The organism is Thauera linaloolentis 47Lol = DSM 12138 (genome assembly GCF_000310205.1).
Taxonomy (GTDB): domain Bacteria; phylum Pseudomonadota; class Gammaproteobacteria; order Burkholderiales; family Rhodocyclaceae; genus Thauera; species Thauera linaloolentis.
This window is the reverse complement of sequence record NZ_AMXE01000021.1, coordinates 13,063-29,979: the sequence shown is the minus strand read 5'-3', so window position 1 is coordinate 29,979 and position 16,917 is coordinate 13,063. Positions and strand designations below refer to the sequence as shown.

Sequence of the window (16,917 nt, the reverse complement as noted above, 5' to 3'; positions counted from 1 at the left end):
AGAACCATCATGAAATTCGAAGGTATCTACACCCCGGCCATCACCCCGCTGACGGCAGACGGCCAGATCGACAAGACCGCGTTCGCCGAGGTGCTGGAATCGCTGATCGAAGGTGGCGTGCACGGCATCATCATCGGCGGCTCGACCGGTGAGTACTATGCGCACTCGGTGCAGGAGCGCATCGACCTCGCCACCTACGCCAAGCAAGTGATCGGCACGCGCGTGCCGCTGATCATCGGCACCGGCGCGGTGCGCACCGAGGAGTCGGTCGGCTACGCTGCGTCGGCGAAGGAAATCGGCGCCGATGCGATCCTGGTCGGCTCGCCCCCCTACGCGCTGCCCACCGAGGCGGAGAATGCCGCGCATGCGCTGGCGATCGACAAGGCCGCGGGCCTGCCGATCATGCTCTACAACTACCCGGGCCGCATGGGCGTTTCGATGGGCCGCGAGTATTTCCGCACCGTCACGGCGGCGTCGAAGAACTTCGTCGCGATCAAGGAAAGCTCGGGCCAGGCCGGCCAGCTGCACATGCTGGCGCGCGAATTCCCCAGCATCGACATTTCTTGCGGCTGGGACGACCAGGCGCTGGAATTCTTCGCCTGGGGCGCGCGCAGCTGGGTGTGTGCCGGTTCCAACTTCGTGCCGCGCGAGCACGTCGCCCTCTACGAGGCATGCGTGGTCGAGAAGAACTTCGACAAGGGCCGCCGCATCATGTCGGCGATGCTGCCGCTGATGGATTTCCTCGAACTCGGCAAGTTCGTGCAGTCGATCAAGTACGGTTGCGAACTGGCCGGCCTGCGCCCGGGCGGCGTGCGTGCGCCGCTGCAAGGCCTCGACGACAACGAGAAGCAGGCGCTGAAGGCGGTCGTCGCCGAACTGAAGCGCGAAGTTGCCGACATCGTCGGAGGGAAAGTCTGATGGCCGATCTGCTGACTGCCACCGAATACGCCGCGATCGCCAAGCGCATCCGCTTCCCGACGCAGGCCTTCATCGATGGAAGCTTCCGCGACTCGCAGTCGGGCAAGACCTTCATCACCACCAACCCGGCCACCGGCGAAGTCCTGGCCGAAATCACCGCCTGCAATGCGCAGGACGTCGATTTCGCGGTGGCCAACGCCAAGGCCGCTTTCGACGACGGGCGCTGGCAGCACCTGTCGCCGTCCCGGCGCAAGTCGGTGCTGGTGCGCTTCGCCGACCTGCTGGAGGAGCATGCCCACGAACTGGCGGTGATGGAGAGCCTGGACAGCGGCAAGCCGGTGCGGGAATGCCAGACTGCCGACGTGCCGGAAGCGATCTACACCATCCGCTGGCACGCCGAGCTGATCGACAAGATCTACGACAACACTGCGCCCGTGGGTTCGAACACGCTTGCGCTGGTGGTGCGCGAGCCCATCGGCGTGGTCGGTCTGGTGCTGCCGTGGAACTTTCCGCTGCTGATGCTGGCGTGGAAGATCGGCCCGTCGCTGGCCGCCGGCTGCTCGATCGTGGTCAAGCCGGCCAAGGAAACCACCTTGACCGCGCTGCGCGTGGCCGAGCTTGCCCACCAGGCGGGCGTGCCCGCAGGTGTGTTCAACGTGCTGCCGGGCGGCGGCCGCGAAGTCGGCGAGCCGCTGGGCAAGCACAACGACGTCACCATGGTCAGCTTCACCGGCTCGACCGATACCGGCCGGCTGTTCCTGCAGTACGCGGCCGAGTCGAACCTGAAGCGCGTGGTGCTGGAGTGCGGCGGCAAGAACCCTGCCGTGGTGCTGAAGGACGTCGAGGATCTCGATGTGGTCGCGCAGCAGGTGGTCGCCGGCGCGTTCTGGAACATGGGCGAGAACTGCTCGGCATCGTCGCGCCTGATCGTCCATGCCGACATCAAGGACGCGCTGCTCGAACGCATGGCGGTCGCGGTCAAGGAGTGGAAGATGGGCAACCCGCTCGATCCGGAGCACCGGCTGGGTTCGCTCGTCAGCAAATCGCACTTCGACAAGGTCTGTTTCTACCTCGACCAGGCGGCGGCAGAGAAGCTGCGCGTGGTCTTCGGCGGCAGCACCCGCGAGGGCAACTTCGTCGAGCCGACGGTGGTGGACGGCGTCGGGCCGGACAGCCTGCTGTTCGTCGAGGAAATCTTCGGCCCGATCCTGTCGGTCACGACCTTCCGCGACGTCGATGAGGCGATCGCGCTGGCCAACGACTCGGTCTATGGTCTGGCGGCCTCGGTCTACACCAGCAGCCTGAACAACGCGATCCGCATCTCGCGCGCGATCCGCGCGGGCGTGGTGACCGTGAACTGCTTCGGCGAAGGTGACATCACCACGCCGTTCGGCGGTTACAAGGAGTCGGGTTTCGGCGGTCGCGACAAGTCGGTGTGGGCGCATGATCAATACACCGAGCTGAAGACCATCTGGATCGACGTGCCAGGCGCCGGCTGACGCCGGTCGTGCCCCGCCCAGCGATGGCCGGCGATGGTAGGCGTCGGCCGGCCGCGTCCGGGCGGGGCAGTCTGCTTCATAATCCCCAGCTTTTTTACGCTCCGACGCTCCGGCGGCCTGAGGGCCCGAGGGCCGTGGTTTTCACCGGGCCGAATTCGTCACACTCCCGATCATGGACAAGGCAGCATGAACAAGAACAAGGCAACGCTCATCGGCTTCATCGCGATTCTGTTGTGGGCCTCGATCGTGGGCCTGATCCGCGGCGTCAGCGAAAGCTTCGGCGCGACCGGCGGCGCGGCGCTGATCTATACCGTCGCTTCGGTGTTCCTGGTCTTCAGCGTCGGTTTCAACCGGCTGAGCAAGGTGCCGCCGAAATATCTGCTGTGGGGAAGCCTGCTGTTCGTTTCCTATGAGCTGTGCCTCGCGCTGTCCATCGGCTATGCGAACACCGGCCGGCAGGCCATCGAAGTCGGCATGGTCAACTACCTGTGGCCGACCTTCACGCTGATGTCGGCGATCCTGTTCAACAAGCAGAAGGCGAACTTCCTGGTCGTGCCGGGCTTCGTGCTGTCGATGGCGGGAATCTGCTGGGTATTGGGGGGAGACCAGGGGCTGGACATCGCCAGCATGATTGCCAACGTCCAGGACAACCCGCTGAGCTACGGGCTGGCGTTCTCGGGCGCGGTGATCTGGGCCGCCTACTGCACCGTGACCGCCCGCATCGCGCAAGGGCACAACTGCGTGACGCTGTTCTTCATCCTCGTCGCGGTGGTGCTGTGGGCCAAATACCTGCTCATCGGCGGCGGGGAGATGGAATTCAACCTGCGCTCGATCATCTACCTCGTGCTGGCCGCCTCGGCGATGGGCTTCGGCTACGCCGCCTGGAACGTCGGCATCCTGCACGGCAACGTCACGATTCTTGCCGGCGCGTCCTATTTCATCCCGGTCCTTTCCGCCGCGCTGGCCGCCGTGCTGCTGAGTGCGCCGCTTTCGATCGCGTTCTGGCAGGGCGCATCGATGGTCTGCGCGGGCTCGATCCTGTGCTGGCTGGCAACGCGCAGCAAGACTCCGGCAGCGCTTGCCGAGAAGGCGGGAGAAAGCGCCTAGCGCCCGAAGCTGCCGGCCCGGGGCTAATTCCTGGCCCGGCTCCCGGCCCGGCACATCCATTTCACAAGCATTCCGGCCGTCTGCACCGCAGCGCCCGGCCCCATGCGGGGCCGGGCGGGGGACTCCTGCGCGCCGGAATGGCAGTTGCATCAACCCTGTCGATCGACACACAAGGAGGAGAAACCATGAACGAAAAGACTGCAATGAGGACGGCGCGTGCGCCGGCCCGCCTGTCGGCCATCGGTGCCGCGGCATTTGCGGGCGTCCTGCTCGCGGCGGCCGGAGTTTCGGCGCAGGCGGCCGACGAGACCACGGCGGCCGAAGGCAAGTTCTCGATCGGCGGCGCGCTGCGCGCCCGCTACGACTACAGCTTCGACTACGAGGACGACATCAGCAAGCTCAGCTTCGACACCTTCCGCATCACCCTCAACTACGACTCGCCCACCTTCTACGGTTCGGCGCAGTACCGCTTCTACGGCAGCGCCTATCCCTACGACTACACCAGCAGGATCGGGCGCATCAACTTCCCCGAATGGGCCTGGGTTGGCTACAAGCTCGGCGACGACACCCGCGCCGTCGCCGGCATCAACCAGATCCCCTTCGGCGTGCTGCCCTACGTCAGCAGCACCTTCTACCAGACCATGGTCAACGCCATCGGCCTGGAAGACGTGCACAACCTCGGCATCAAGCTGCAGCACACCGCCGGCCCGCTGGGCGTGCAACTGGGCTTCTACCCCACCGACGGCGGCAACTGGAGCGGCACCTCGCGGGACGCCAACCGCTACTCGGTCAACGTGGTGCGCGCCGACTACTCGGTGACAGGCGGCAGCAGCAACGACGAACGCAACATGGTGGTCGGCCGGCTGGCCTACACGCTGCAGCATGGCGAGGAGGCGAACTCGGAGCTGGGCATTTCGGCCTTGCACTCGACGCTGCACAACTACGACACCGGCCGTGACGGCCGCCGCAAGGCCTATGCACTGCACTATGGCGGCAGCTACGGCGCCTTGCGCGTGCTGGCCGAAGCGGGCCGGCAGAAGATGACGCCGCGCAACCCGTCGGCGACCGGCAACGACACCATCACCTTCGGCGCCTACGACGGCTCGTTCAATGTCGCGGCGAAAGGCAACTTCTACTCGGGCGAAGTCAGCTACGCCTTGCCCGGCAGCTACGGCCCGGTCAGCGGCATCACGCCCTACCTGAACTACAGCGTGTTTACCAAGGACAAGTCCGGCTTCAAGGATTCGCAGCGCGTGATCGCGGGCGCGCATTTCAGCGCCGGTCCGCTGTACATCTATACGGAGATGCGCTGGGGCAAGAACGACCCTTATACCGGCGACTACACCAACGGCGCCGCGGCCGGCGGCGACGATCGCTGGAAGAAGGTCTTCTACGCCAATATCGGCTACTACTTCTGAGCGCTGCGGGCGCCCGGCCCGGGCTTGCCGGATGCGCAGCCCGGCTTTACCCTCCGGTGCCCCGCAAACAGGAACATGCCACGGTGAAAACATTCGCGTTGTACGTCGCAACCGCGCTGGCCGAGATCATCGGCTGCTACTTGCCCTACCTGTGGCTGAAGGGCGGAAAGCCGGCCTGGCTGCTGCTGCCCGCCGCGCTGAGCCTGGCCGCCTTCGCCTGGCTTCTTACCTTGCATGAGACTGCCGCGGGGCGTGTCTATGCGGCCTATGGCGGCGTGTATATCGGCGTCGCCATCGCCTGGCTGTGGGCCGTGGATGGCGTGCGGCCGACGTATTGGGACGTGGCGGGCGTGCTGGTCGCGCTGGCGGGCATGAGCATCATCATGTTCCAGCCGAGGTGAGGCCGTGGCGCGTCCATGCGCCGGTGCCGAGGTGCTGGCGCGGCGCCGCGCTCAGCCGCCCACCGCGACGCCGAACAGGTGCCCGATGCCGTAGGTGACGCCGGCTGCGCCCAGGCCGATCGCCAACTGGCGCAGGCCGGAGAACAACGGGTGCTTGCCGGTGAACACCGCGATGGCCGCGCCCAGCGCGAACAGGCCGGTGGCCGAGGCCAGCAGGCTGGCGAGCACGAGCTTGTCGTTGGCCACCAGGAACATCGGCAGCGCCGGGATCAGCGCGCCGACGATAAACACTGCAAAGGACGAGATCGCAGCGGCGCTCGGCGAGCCGCCGAGGTCGTCCGGGTTGATGCCCAGTTCCTCGCGCACCAGGGTGTCGAGCGCCGAATCCTTGTCGCCGATCACCCGTGCGGCGATCTGGCGCGCTTCCTCGGTGCTGAAACCCTTGGCCTGGTAGATCAGCGTCAGCTCTTCCTGCTCTTCGGCGGGCACTTCGGCCAGTTCCTCGGCCTCGCTGGCGATCTGCCTTTCCTGCAGTTCGCGCGCGCTCTGCACCGAGATCCATTCACCCATCGCCATCGAGCAGGCACCCGCCAGCATGCCGGCCAGCGCGGCGGTGAGCAGGGTCTGCGCGCTGGCGGCGGAACCGGCCACGCCCATCACCAGGCAGAAGGTCGACACCAGCCCGTCGTTGGCGCCGAGCACCATGGCGCGCAGGTTGTTGGCGGCGCCCGCGCCGTGGCGGCCTTCCAGGCGCGAGTAGACGGCGCCGTTCCAGCCCCGGCTCGAGCGGCTGGCCAGCAGCGACAGCATGCGCGCGTGGGAGCGCTCCTGCGCCGGCAGCGAGGTGCCGGCGGCCTCCTGCTGCCTGTCGTACATCGTGCGGTTGCGCGCCTCGTCGTCGGCCACCAGCGGCAGCACGCTCTGCGCGCCGAAACGCCGGCTCGCCCAGATCAGCACCCGGGTGCGCCAGCCGATGCCCTGCGGCGCCCGGCCGCCGGCCTGTTCGATGCGCCGCCGCCAGAATTCCGCATGGGTTTCCTCGACCCGCGCCAGCCGCCGATAGACCTCGGCGATTTCCGCCTGGGGTTCCGCCTCCGCCATCGCCCGGTACAAGGCCGCGCTGTCGGTTTCGTCGCGGTAATTGGCGGTGAAGCGCGCCACATCCTGTCTGCCTGCCATCGAAGACCTCGTTCCCGCCAAGACTTTCCGCCCGCCATGATGCGCCACAACGGCCGACGGACGAAAGGCGGGCAAGCCCGCGGCGCTGTCGCGGCGGCTCTCATCGAACCCGGCCGCGATGGCAGAATGCAGCCTTTGCCTGCCCGGCGTGCGCCATCCCGGTGCGCGCCGTGGCGGTGCCGCCGGCTTCATCCCCATGTCCTCGATCACCATCTCTCGCCCCGTCGCCATGCTCTGCCTGGCATCCAGCATGGCGCTCGTCGGCTCCTATGTGGCGCTGAGCAAGCCGCTGGCGGCCACCTTTCCGGTACTGCTGCTGGCCTGGCTGCGCTTTGGCATCGGCGGGGTCGCCATGCTGGGCTGGCTGAAGCGCCCGCCGGAAGAGGAAGTGATGAGCGGGCAGACCCGCCGCCTGCTGTTCCTGGAATCCTTTCTCGGCAACTTTCTGTTCACCCTTTGCATGATCACCGGCGTCAGCCTCACCAACGCCCTGACCGCCGGGGTAGTGATGGCCGCCATCCCCGCCGTGATCGCGCTGCTGAGCTGGGGCTTTCTGCACGAGCGCATCAGCCCGCGCACCTGGGGCGCCATTGGCTGCGCAGTGCTGGGCATCGCCCTGCTGGCGATGGCCGGCCACGGCGGCGAGGGTAGCGCCAGCGTCGCGGGCGGCGCCGATGACGGAAGCGGCGGCCGCGCCCTGCTGGGCAAGGCCCTGCTACTGGCGGCCGTGGTCTGCGAAGCCGCCTATTCGGTGATCGGCAAGAAGCTCACCGGCAAGCTGAGTGCCAAGCGCATCACCGCGCTGATCAATCTGTGGGGCTTCGCACTATCCACCCCGTTCGGCCTCTACTTTGCGCTGCGTTTCGACTTCGGCGCGGTCAGCCCCGGCGTGTGGGTGCTGCTGCTGTTCTACGCACTGGCCGCCTGCATGTGGACGGTATGGCTGTGGATGACCGGCCTGAAGGTCATCCCCGCCGCGCAGGGCGGGGTATTCACCGTGATGCTGCCGATTTCTGCCGCTGCGGTCGGCGTGCTGGTGCTGGATGAAACGCTCAACGGCATGCAGATGCTTGCGCTGGGCGTGGCCGTGCTGGGCATGCTGCTCGCCACGCTGCCCACGCGGTGGCTGCGGGTGAGGTGAGGGGCGAATCGGTGATCGGAGGGGCAGCAATGAGTTGGAGAAGTTCGCCAGCGGGTGGCATGTGGCCAAGTGGTGCCATTCTTGTGGCGTGACTCATCGCCAATCCGGGGGGCGCGGAGGAGAAAGACAGCTCCGGCCGACAAGCAGCCCGCTGCTCCGGCTCGGGCGCTGCCTGATCGCAGGGCAGGGGGCGACGGTGGACGAAAAGCACGGCATCGATTGCATTGCCCGCGCCGCCAATCGCGGCCACCCAACGGCGCGGCGGATGATGCCCTTCCTGTACGACCCGTCGCGGCCGCCTCTGTCTCCCGCTGAACTGGATGCCGCGCTCGATGCGATCGCGCGCCAACTGGTGCTGGCTACGCTGGATGAGACGGCGGGGCGCTGATCGGCTTCAGCTCTGAGAGATGAGCCATGTAGGGGGCTTTGTGCGCGTGTTCCGAGGAAGCATTTGGTTCAGTGTCCGAGGATGATGGGATTCATTTTGTAATTGATATAAAAAGGGTTTTCCTGTTAGATTTAACTTTCTTGTTTTTACAGGAAAACTACCATGCAGGCTCTGGACCATCAGCAGCGTCTTTTCATGGTCGAGTCGGATCAGATCTATCGTGCGTGGCTGGATGCACTGCATCATGCACGGGCCTACCGCTATGGGATGCGTTGGATTTCATCCAAGGGGCGGCAGTATCTGGTGCGTCTTCACGATGCGTTTGGTAATGGCAAATCGCTTGGCCTGCGCAATGCCGAAACCGAAGCAAGGTTTGCTGCGTTTCAGGAAGGCAAAGTGAGGGCCGAAGCACGTCTGGCATCGCTTGCCGCTCGGATGAAGGAACAGGCACGACTCAACCGGGCGCTGCGGCTGGGGCGCTTGCCGAACGTCGTGGGCGATATCCTGCTTGGGCTGGCTGCGGCGCGGACGGCGCACGATTTTTGTGTCGTCGGCACGCATGCAATCCATGGCTTTGAGGCGATGGCCGGAGTCCATTGCCGTATGGAGCTGCTGGCTTCAGGCGATGTTGACCTGCTGTACGATCCCCGCCGGCAGCTTTCCCTCGTTGCCCGCAAGCTGGACGGGCATGGCCTGCTCGGCTTGCTCAGAAAGGTGGATCCGAGCTTTGCGCCTTTGCGCGATACGCCCTTCCGGGCGGCTAACGACAAGGGGTTCATGGTCGATCTGGTGATCCCCGAGCGCGATATCCGGGAAACGGAGCAGGTAAGCTTCGGTCAGGAAGATCTTGTTGCCGTGGAAGTGCCGAATCTGCATTGGTTGGTCAATGCGCCCAAGCACGATGTCATCGCGGTGGCGGCCGATGGCCGGCCGGTAATGATGCGCGTGCCAGATCCGCGCGCCTTTGCTTTGCACAAGGCATGGCTTTCGGAGCGGCCTGACCGGGAGCCGGTCAAGAAGGTCCGTGACCGTGCCCAGGCGGTGCTGATCGCGCAGATGATCCAGTCCTGGTTGCCGGCACTGGAGTTCGATCCGGCTCAACTGCGCTATTTCAGCGCAGAAATGTTGCGTCAAGCGCAGGCTGTGCTTGGCGAGGAGCCCGGCCTGAAATTGCCTGGGATGAGTTTCTGAAGGCGAGGGTTTACTGCCTGGGTTCGGCCGTTTCCCGGTTCTGCAGTTCCCTGGGCAGCGGGAAGGTGACTTTTTCGGGTACGCCGTCGAGATTGCGCACCTGGCTGCCGCTCAGTTCCTTCAGCCGCGCGATGACTTCGGCGACGAGCACTTCGGGGGCAGAGGCGCCGGCGGTGACGCCGATGCGGCGCTTGCCTTCGACCCAGGCGGGGTCGATGCTGGCCGCGTTGTCGATGAGATAGGCCGGTACGCCGCGCAGTTGGGCGACTTCGCGCAGGCGGTTGGAGTTGGAACTGTTCTTCGAGCCGACGACGAAGACCACGTCCGCGTGCGGCGTCATGAACTTGACGGCGTCCTGGCGGTTTTGCGTGGCATAGCAGATGTCGTCCTTCTTCGGGCCGACGATGTTCGGGAAACGCTCGCGCAGCGCGGTGACGATGGCGGCGGCGTCATCCACCGACAGCGTGGTCTGCGTGACATAGGCCAGCAGGTCGGGGTCGGCCACCTGCAGGGTGGCGACGTCGGCGGGGGTTTCGACGAGGTGGATGCCGGTCTGGACCTGGCCCATGGTGCCTTCGACCTCGGGGTGGCCCTTGTGGCCGATCATGATGATTTCGCGGCCTTGCTCGCGCATGCGGCCGACTTCGATGTGGACCTTGGTGACCAGCGGGCAGGTGGCGTCGAACACGCGCAGGCCGCGCTGTTCCGCTTCCTGGCGCACCGCCTGCGATACGCCGTGGGCCGAAAAGATGACGGTGTTGCCGGTGGGGACTTCGTCCAGTTCCTCGACGAAAACGGCACCCTTGTTGCGCAGGTCGTCGACCACGAACTTGTTGTGCACCACTTCGTGGCGCACGTAGATCGGGGCGCCGTAGCGCTGCAGCGCGCGTTCGACGATCTCGATCGCGCGTTCGACCCCGGCACAGAAGCCGCGCGGGTTGGCCAGCAGGATTTCCTTGTCGCTCATGTTTCGTCTCTGTCGGGGGAGGGGCAGTACTACGACACGCCGATCACTTCCACCTCGAAGTGGATGGATTTGCCGGCGAGCGGATGGTTGAAGTCGATCAGCGCGGACTGTTCGTCGATTTCGCGCACCAGGCCGGAATAGCGCGAGCCGTCGGGCGCGGTGAATTCCATGATGCTCATGGCTTCGATCTCTTCGTCGGGCATGTGTTCGCGCTTGACGCGTTCGATCAGTTCGGTGCGATGGGGGCCAAAGGCTTGTTCGGCTTCGAGTTCGAACACGTGGCGGGTGCCGGGCACGAGGCCGACCATCAGTTGCTCCATCGCCGGCAGCATTTCGCCGGCGCCGAGCTGCAGCGTGGCCGGCGTGGCGTTGAAGGTGCTGATCAGCGGCTGGCCGCCGGGCAGCGAGATGCGGTAGTGCAGCGTGACCAGGCTGTTGGCTTCGACGATCTGGTTCAAGATGGCTTCTCCGGGGTCGGCTGGCGGCCGTGGCGGTATTGCCCCCACAGCATCAGCACCACGCCGACGGTAATGGCCGAGTCGGCCAGGTTGAACGCGGGCCAACTATAGCCCGCGTAGTGGAAATGCAGGAAGTCCACGACGGCACCGTGCACGAGGCGATCGTAGACGTTGCCGACGGCGCCGCCAATGATCATCGTGAAGGCGGTGGGCAGCAGGCGTTCGTGGCGGTGGCGCCAGGTCTCCGCCAGCAGCCAGCCGCAGATGACCGTGGCCAGCCCGGTGAAGAACCAGCGCTGCCAGCCGCCGTGGTCGGCCAGAAAACTGAAGGCCGCGCCGGGGTTGAACACCAGCACCAGGTCGAAGAAGCCGGTGACCGGGACGATCTGGCCGTGGTGCAGGCTGCCCAGCACCCATTGCTTGCTGAACTGATCGAGCACGGCGACGGCAGCGGCCAGCGCGACCCAGGGCAGCATGGCGGCAAGCCCCGGGCGAGGAGAGGTCTTCGGCATGGCGGGCAGGATGTCAGGCATGGCTGCGGGTTTCGCCGTCGCCGAACAGGTTGCCGATGCAGCGCGTGCACAACGTGGGGTGCTCGGCGTGGCTGCCGACCGATTCCACGTAATGCCAGCAGCGTTCGCACTTCTGCGCCGCGCTCGGCGTGGCGACGATGCGTTCATCCTCGACGGTGGCGGCTTCGCCCAGCGTGGCGGCCGAGGTCATGGTGACGAAGCGCAGGTCGTCGCCGAGGCTGGCCATGGCGGCAAACTTGTCGGCGGTCAGCGCCAGGGCGAGTTCGGCCTGCAGCGACGAACCGACCTTGCCTTCGGTGCGCAGTGCCTCGATGACCTTGAGGCTGTCGGCGCGCACCGCGCGGATCGTTTCCCAGCGGGCGACCAGGCCGGCTTCGCCTTCCTGCGCGGGCAGGGCGTGGAAGGTGTGCAGCATGACGCTGTCGGCGTCTTCGCCGTTCTTGGGCGGGTTGAGGATGGCCCAGGCTTCTTCGGCGGTGAAGGACAGGATCGGCGCCATGAGCTTCAGCAGGGTCTGCGTGACATGCCACAGCGCGGTCTGCGCGGCGCGGCGCGGCAGGCTGTCCACGGCGGTGGTGTACAGGCGGTCCTTGAGGATGTCGAGGTAGAAGGCGCCGAGGTCTTCGGCGCAGAACACCTGCAGCGCCTGCACGATGCGGTGGAATTCCATCTTCGCGTAGTCGGCCTCGGCCTGCTGCGCGAGGCGGCGGGTGAAGGCGAGCGCGTAGCGGTCGATGTCCATCCACTCGTCGAGCGGAACGGCCTGGGTGGCGATGTCGAAGTCGGCGGTGTTGGCGAGCAGGAAGCGCAGCGTGTTCCGGATGCGGCGATAGACTTCGATGACGCGGTCGAGGATTTCCTTGGAGATCGACAGTTCGCCGGAATAGTCGGTCGAGGCCACCCACAGGCGCAGGACTTCGGCGCCGAGCTTGCCGGTGACTTCCTGCGGCACGACGACGTTGCCCAGCGACTTGCTCATCTTGCGGCCCTGGCCGTCGACCGCGAAGCCGTGAGTCAGCAGGCTGCGATAGGGCGCGTGGCCGTCGATGGCGCAGCCGGTCAGCAGCGAGGAGTGGAACCAGCCGCGGTGCTGGTCCGAGCCTTCGAGATACATGTCGGCGCGCGGGCCTTCGGGGTGGCCGTCGTCGTGCGAGCCGCGCAGCACGTGCTTGTGCGTGGTGCCGGAGTCGAACCAGACGTCGAGCGTGTCGCTGATCTTGTCGTACTGGGCGGCCTCGGCGCCGAGCAGTTCGGACGCGTCGAGCCTGAACCAGGCTTCGATGCCTTCCTGTTCCACGCGCCTGGCGACCTCTTCCATCAGTTCGATGGTGCGCGGGTGCAGTTCGCCGGTTTCCTTGTGCAGGAAGAAGGGAATCGGCACGCCCCAGTTGCGCTGGCGCGAGATGCACCAGTCGGGCCGGTTGGCGATCATCGCGTGCAGGCGGGCCTGGCCCCAGCCGGGGTAGAACTTGGTGGCCTCGACGGCGCGCAGCGCGCGCTCGCGCAGCGTGGAGCCGTCGGTCGCGGCCCGGTCCATGCCGACGAACCATTGCGCGGTGGCGCGGTAGACCAGCGGCGTCTTGTGGCGCCAGCAGTGCATGTAGCTGTGCGTGATCTTGCCGTTGGCCAGCAGCGCGTCGGCCTCGGACAGCTTGTCGATGATGGCGGCGCCGGCCTTCCAGATGTTCATGCCGCCGAAGAAGGGCAGGTCGGGCACGTACTCGCCGCCGCCCATGACGATGGACAGGATGTCCTCGTTGCTGCGGCCGTAGGCGCGCCAGGCGTTGAAGTCGTCCACGCCATGGGCGGGCGCCGAATGCACGATGCCGGTGCCGGCATCGACGCCGACGTAGTCGGCCAGATACACCGGCGAGACGCGGTCGTAGAAGGGGTGGCGGAACTCGATGCGGTCGAGCGCCGCGCCCTTGGCGGTGGCGATCACGGCGCCTTCGCGCTGGTAGCGCTGGAGGGCGGATTCGGCCAGGTCCTTCGCGAGCACCAGCAGGCGGTCGCCGACGTCGACGAGGACGTAGTCGAGTTCGGGATGGGCGTTGAGCGCCTGGTTGGCGGGAATGGTCCACGGCGTGGTGGTCCAGATCACCGCCGCGGCGGGCTTGTCGAGCTTCGCCAGGCCGAAGGCGGCAGCCAGCCTGCCGGCATCGGCCGCCGGAAAGGCGACGTCGATGGCGGGCGATTGCTTGTCGGCGTATTCGACTTCGGCCTCGGCCAGCGCCGAACCGCAGTCGAAGCACCAGTTGACCGGCTTGAGGCCCTTGAACACGTAGCCGTTCTTCGTCATCTCGGCCAGCGCGCGGATCTCGTTGGCTTCGTTGGCGAAGTTCATCGTCAGGTAGGGATCGTCCCAGTCGCCCAGCACGCCGAGGCGGATGAATTCCTTCTTCTGGATCTCGACTTGCTCGGCGGCGTAGGCGCGGCACAGTTCGCGCACCTTGCCGGCGGGCAGGTTCTTGCCGTGGGTGACTTCGATCTTGTGCTCGATCGGCAGGCCGTGACAGTCCCAGCCCGGCACATAGGGCGCGTCGAAGCCGGCGAGCGTCTTCGAGCGCACGATGATGTCCTTGAGGATCTTGTTCAGCGCGTGGCCGATGTGCAGGTTGCCGTTGGCGTAGGGCGGACCGTCGTGCAGCACGAACTTTGGCCGGCCGGCACTGGCCTTGCGGATGCGCTGGTAGAGCTTGCGCTGTTGCCAGTCGGCAATCCAGCCGGGCTCGCGCTTGGGCAGGTCGCCACGCATCGGGAAGGGAGTGTCGGGCAGGTTGAGCGTCTTGCGGTAGTCGGCCATGGTGGAAACGTCGGTCTCGTGGGGTCTTTTGGGGGGCTGCGGCTCAGGCTTGGAGACGGTCGGGGTTGTCGGCAAACCATTGGCGCGCGGTGTCGGCGTCGAGCGCGATCTGGGCGCGCAGTGCGTCGAAGGATTCGAACTTCCGTTCGGCGCGCAGCTTGTGCAGGAAATGAACGCGGATGTGGGCGCCGTAGCAGCTCTGCGTCCAGTCGAAGAGGTGGGCTTCCAGCCGTGCGCGGCCGTTCGACGTGGCGGTCGGGCGCACGCCGATGTTGGCCACGCCCGCGATGCGCTGCGCCGCCAGCCCTTCGACGCTGACCGCATAGACGCCGGTGAGCGCCGGGTGGCGGTGCTTCATCTGGATGTTCGCGGTCGGGAAGCCGATCTGGCGGCCGATCTTGTCGCCGTGGCTGACGCGCCCGGCGATGCTGTAGGGGCGGCCCAGCAGGCGCGCGGCGTGCGCCAGGTCGTCCGCGGCGAGGGCATCGCGCACCGCCGAACTGGACACGCGTTCGCCCGCCACGCTGAGGGTGGGCATGGATTCGACGGTGAAGCCATGCTGCGTGCCCGCTGCCTGCAGCATGGCGAAGTCGCCCTGGCGGCGGGCGCCGAAGCAGAAGTCGTCGCCGATGAACAGGTGGCGCACGTTCAGTCCGCGCACCAGCGTGTCGTCGATGAAGGCCTGGGCCGGCTGGGTGGCGAAGCGGGCGTCGAAGCGGCAGACGTGGGTGCGGTCGACGCCGGCGGCGTCGAGCAGCAGCAGCTTTTCACGCAGCGAGGCAAGGCGCGCGGGGGCGTCGGCGGGGCTGAAATATTCGCGCGGATGCGGTTCGAAGGTGAGCACGACCGCCGGCAGGCCGAGCGAACGCGCCTTGCCGGTGAGCAGCTTGAGCAGAGCCTGGTGGCCGAGATGGACGCCATCGAAGTTGCCGATGGTGAGCACCGTGGCGGCATCGGCATGCTCGGGAATTCCGCGAAAAACCCGCATAAGCGCCTGAAAAAAGCCGCAATTATAACGGCAAAGGGTGGCCTTGCGGGCGGCGGGCCGTGCCCCGCCTCGGCCCTGCCGGCGCGGCGGTGCTCAGCCCAGTTGCGCGACGCGGGCCGGGCCGGCGGGCGGATTGGCCTCGAAATAGCGCTTGATGCCGCGCAGCAAGGCGTTGGCCATCTTGTCCTGGTAGGCCTCGTCGTTGAGCCGGCGCTCTTCCTGCGGGTTGCTGATGAAGGCGGTCTCGACGAGCACGGAGGGAATGTCGGGTGCTTTCAGCACCGCGAAGCCGGCCTGTTCGACGTCGGACTTGTGCAGGCGATTGATGCCGCCGATCTCGCCGAGCATGGCGCGGCCGAGCTTGAGGCTGTCGTTGATCGTCGCGGTCTGCGACAGATCGAGCAGGGTGCGGGCGATGTGGCCGTCCTGGCGCGCGAGGTTCACGCCGCCGACCAGGTCGGCATCGTTTTCCTTTTGTGCCAGCCAGCGCGCCGCGGTGCTGGTGGCACCGCGTTCGGACAGCACGTACACCGAGCTGCCGTTGGCCTCGGGCTTGACGAAGGCGTCGGCGTGGATGGACACGAACAGGTCGGCGCGCACGCGGCGCGCACGCGTGACGCGCTGCCCGAGCGGGACGAAATAGTCGCCGTCGCGGGTGAGCACGGCGCGCATGTTGGACTCGGCGTCGATCTTGCGCTTGAGGCGGCGCGCGATGGACAGGGTGACGTTCTTCTCGTAGCTGCCTGCGCGGCCGATAGCGCCGGGGTCTTCGCCGCCGTGGCCGGGGTCGAGCACGACCGTGAACAGGCGCTTGACGTTCGGCTCGGCGCGGCGGGCCGTGCTGCGTTCCTCGGGGGCCGGGCGGGTGTTGGCGGTGCTGGCCTGGGCGCTGCTTTGCGCGGTGTCGCCAGCGGCGGCGTCCAGCGGCGAATCCTTCATGATCAGCGCCAGCAGCGGGTCGTGCTCTTCGGTGGGGTGCAGGTCGAGCACCAGGCGGTGGCCGTAGTCGCCGACCGGCGCCAGCGTGAATACCTGCGGGTTGATCGGCGCCTTGAGTTCGACCACCACGCGCACCACGCCGGGGCGGTTCTGCCCGGCGCGGATCAGGCGGATGTAGGGGTCGGAGTCCAGCACCTTGGAGGGCAGGGACTGCAGCACGCTGTTCAACTGCACGCCTTCGAGGTCGACGACGAGGCGGTCCGGGCCTTGTACCAGCATGTGGTTGTAGCGCAGGGTGCCGGAGCCTTCGAGGGTGATGCGGGTGTATTCCTGCGAGGGCCAGACGCGCACCGCGAGCAGGCTCGCCTGTGCCGCGAAACCGACCGGGCTGACCATCAGCGCCAGGGTGGCGCCGGCGAACTTCAGCAGGCCGCGGCGGCCGATGCCGCCCGCGTTCAGTCCGGGTTCGGCGCCGGGTGCGCGCCCCGCAATGCTCTTACCAGTTCGATCACGCATGTCCGCCCCGCATCCGTCGTTCCGTCGATCTCTGCAAACCGCCCTGTGTCCCTCGCATCGAGCCGGATTTCGACATCGGGCAACGGCAAATAGGGAAGGGCCTTGTCCGGCCATTCCACGATGCACACGCCCTGATTGGCGAAGTATTCGTCCAGCCCCGCGTCGAGGTACTCTTCAGGCGAATTGAAGCGATAAAAATCAAAGTGATATAAGTTTAATCTAGAAACGACGTAAGGTTCAATCAAGGTGTAAGTGGGGCTTTTCACCTTGCCTTCGTGACCGAGCGCACGCAGCAGCCCGCGGGTCAGCGTGGTCTTGCCCATGCCGAGGTTGCCCTGCAGCCAGATCTTCAGCCCCGGACGCAGGGCGCCGGCCAGGGCAGCGCCGATGGCTTCGGTGTCCGCTTCGGACGGCAAGTGCGCACGCAGGCGGGCGCCGTTATCATCGGCGGCGTTGAGCAACTCGATCATG

At 66.5% G+C, this 16,917-nt stretch carries 16 protein-coding genes; 8 read left to right on the top strand and 8 right to left on the bottom strand.

The annotated features are described in order from the left end of the window. Nucleotides 1-9 precede the first annotated feature (9 nt). From C666_RS07920 to C666_RS07900, 5 genes are all read left to right on the top strand, one after another. The gene (locus tag C666_RS07920) at nucleotides 10-918 is read left to right on the top strand and encodes a dihydrodipicolinate synthase family protein (protein WP_004336385.1); all 909 of its coding nucleotides are present in this window, start codon (nucleotides 10-12) and stop codon (nucleotides 916-918) included. After that, nucleotides 918-2,417 (top strand): aldehyde dehydrogenase, encoded by a 1,500-nt coding sequence (locus C666_RS07915; RefSeq protein ID WP_004336384.1) that lies wholly within the window; start codon nucleotides 918-920, stop codon nucleotides 2,415-2,417. Before C666_RS07920 ends, C666_RS07915 begins: the two co-directional genes overlap by 1 nt. 186 nt (nucleotides 2,418-2,603) lie before the next feature. Further along, nucleotides 2,604-3,524, top strand: coding sequence for an aromatic amino acid DMT transporter YddG (gene yddG / locus C666_RS07910; protein ID WP_004336383.1), 921 nt, complete (start codon nucleotides 2,604-2,606; stop codon nucleotides 3,522-3,524). 185 nt (nucleotides 3,525-3,709) lie between these two features. Beyond that, a complete protein-coding gene (locus C666_RS07905; RefSeq protein WP_004336382.1) occupies nucleotides 3,710-4,942 on the top strand; it encodes a putative porin in 1,233 nt (410 codons plus the stop codon). 83 nt (nucleotides 4,943-5,025) lie between these two features. Further along, entirely contained in the window at nucleotides 5,026-5,343 is a 318-nt protein-coding gene (locus C666_RS07900) for a YnfA family protein (RefSeq protein ID WP_004336381.1), read from the top strand. A gap of 51 nt (nucleotides 5,344-5,394) precedes the next feature. On the opposite strand, the gene C666_RS07895 is transcribed toward C666_RS07900, so the two are convergent. Then, nucleotides 5,395-6,522, bottom strand: coding sequence for a VIT1/CCC1 transporter family protein (locus C666_RS07895; RefSeq protein ID WP_004336380.1), 1,128 nt, complete (start codon nucleotides 6,520-6,522; stop codon nucleotides 5,395-5,397). A 196-nt stretch (nucleotides 6,523-6,718) separates the two neighbouring features. On the opposite strand from C666_RS07895, the gene C666_RS07890 reads away from it, so the two are divergent. From C666_RS07890 to C666_RS07880, 3 genes are all read left to right on the top strand, one after another. Further along, on the top strand, nucleotides 6,719-7,663 hold the full coding sequence (locus tag C666_RS07890) for a DMT family transporter (protein ID WP_028791980.1): 945 nt from the start codon (nucleotides 6,719-6,721) through the stop codon (nucleotides 7,661-7,663). A 196-nt stretch (nucleotides 7,664-7,859) separates the two neighbouring features. Then, the gene (locus tag C666_RS07885; protein ID WP_004336378.1) at nucleotides 7,860-8,051 is read left to right on the top strand and encodes a hypothetical protein; all 192 of its coding nucleotides are present in this window, start codon (nucleotides 7,860-7,862) and stop codon (nucleotides 8,049-8,051) included. A 162-nt stretch (nucleotides 8,052-8,213) separates the two neighbouring features. Next, nucleotides 8,214-9,242: a GSU2403 family nucleotidyltransferase fold protein gene (locus tag C666_RS07880; protein ID WP_004336377.1), complete on the top strand. Its 1,029-nt coding sequence runs from the start codon at nucleotides 8,214-8,216 to the stop codon at nucleotides 9,240-9,242. 10 nt (nucleotides 9,243-9,252) lie between these two features. Here the strand turns inward: C666_RS07880 and ispH are convergent, their stop codons facing one another. From ispH to tsaE, 7 genes are all read right to left on the bottom strand, one after another. Continuing rightward, nucleotides 9,253-10,209, bottom strand: a complete 957-nt coding sequence (gene ispH / locus C666_RS07875; protein WP_004336376.1) for a 4-hydroxy-3-methylbut-2-enyl diphosphate reductase — start codon at nucleotides 10,207-10,209, stop codon at nucleotides 9,253-9,255. A gap of 29 nt (nucleotides 10,210-10,238) precedes the next feature. After that, the gene (locus tag C666_RS07870; RefSeq protein ID WP_004336375.1) at nucleotides 10,239-10,667 is read right to left on the bottom strand and encodes an FKBP-type peptidyl-prolyl cis-trans isomerase; all 429 of its coding nucleotides are present in this window, start codon (nucleotides 10,665-10,667) and stop codon (nucleotides 10,239-10,241) included. Next, a complete protein-coding gene (gene lspA / locus C666_RS07865; protein WP_004336374.1) occupies nucleotides 10,664-11,200 on the bottom strand; it encodes a signal peptidase II in 537 nt (178 codons plus the stop codon). Before lspA ends, C666_RS07870 begins: the two co-directional genes overlap by 4 nt. Next, nucleotides 11,193-14,003 (bottom strand): isoleucine--tRNA ligase, encoded by a 2,811-nt coding sequence (gene ileS / locus C666_RS07860; RefSeq protein WP_004336371.1) that lies wholly within the window; start codon nucleotides 14,001-14,003, stop codon nucleotides 11,193-11,195. The genes lspA and ileS overlap by 8 nt, the downstream gene beginning before the upstream one ends. A 43-nt stretch (nucleotides 14,004-14,046) precedes the next feature. Further along, on the bottom strand, nucleotides 14,047-14,991 hold the full coding sequence (locus tag C666_RS07855) for a bifunctional riboflavin kinase/FAD synthetase (protein ID WP_004336369.1): 945 nt from the start codon (nucleotides 14,989-14,991) through the stop codon (nucleotides 14,047-14,049). Nucleotides 14,992-15,084: 93 nt separating this feature from the next. Further along, nucleotides 15,085-16,446 (bottom strand): N-acetylmuramoyl-L-alanine amidase, encoded by a 1,362-nt coding sequence (locus tag C666_RS07850; RefSeq protein WP_028791979.1) that lies wholly within the window; start codon nucleotides 16,444-16,446, stop codon nucleotides 15,085-15,087. Beyond that, a complete protein-coding gene (tsaE, locus tag C666_RS07845; RefSeq protein ID WP_004336365.1) occupies nucleotides 16,386-16,916 on the bottom strand; it encodes a tRNA (adenosine(37)-N6)-threonylcarbamoyltransferase complex ATPase subunit type 1 TsaE in 531 nt (176 codons plus the stop codon). Before tsaE ends, C666_RS07850 begins: the two co-directional genes overlap by 61 nt. Nucleotide 16,917: the final 1 nt, after the last annotated feature.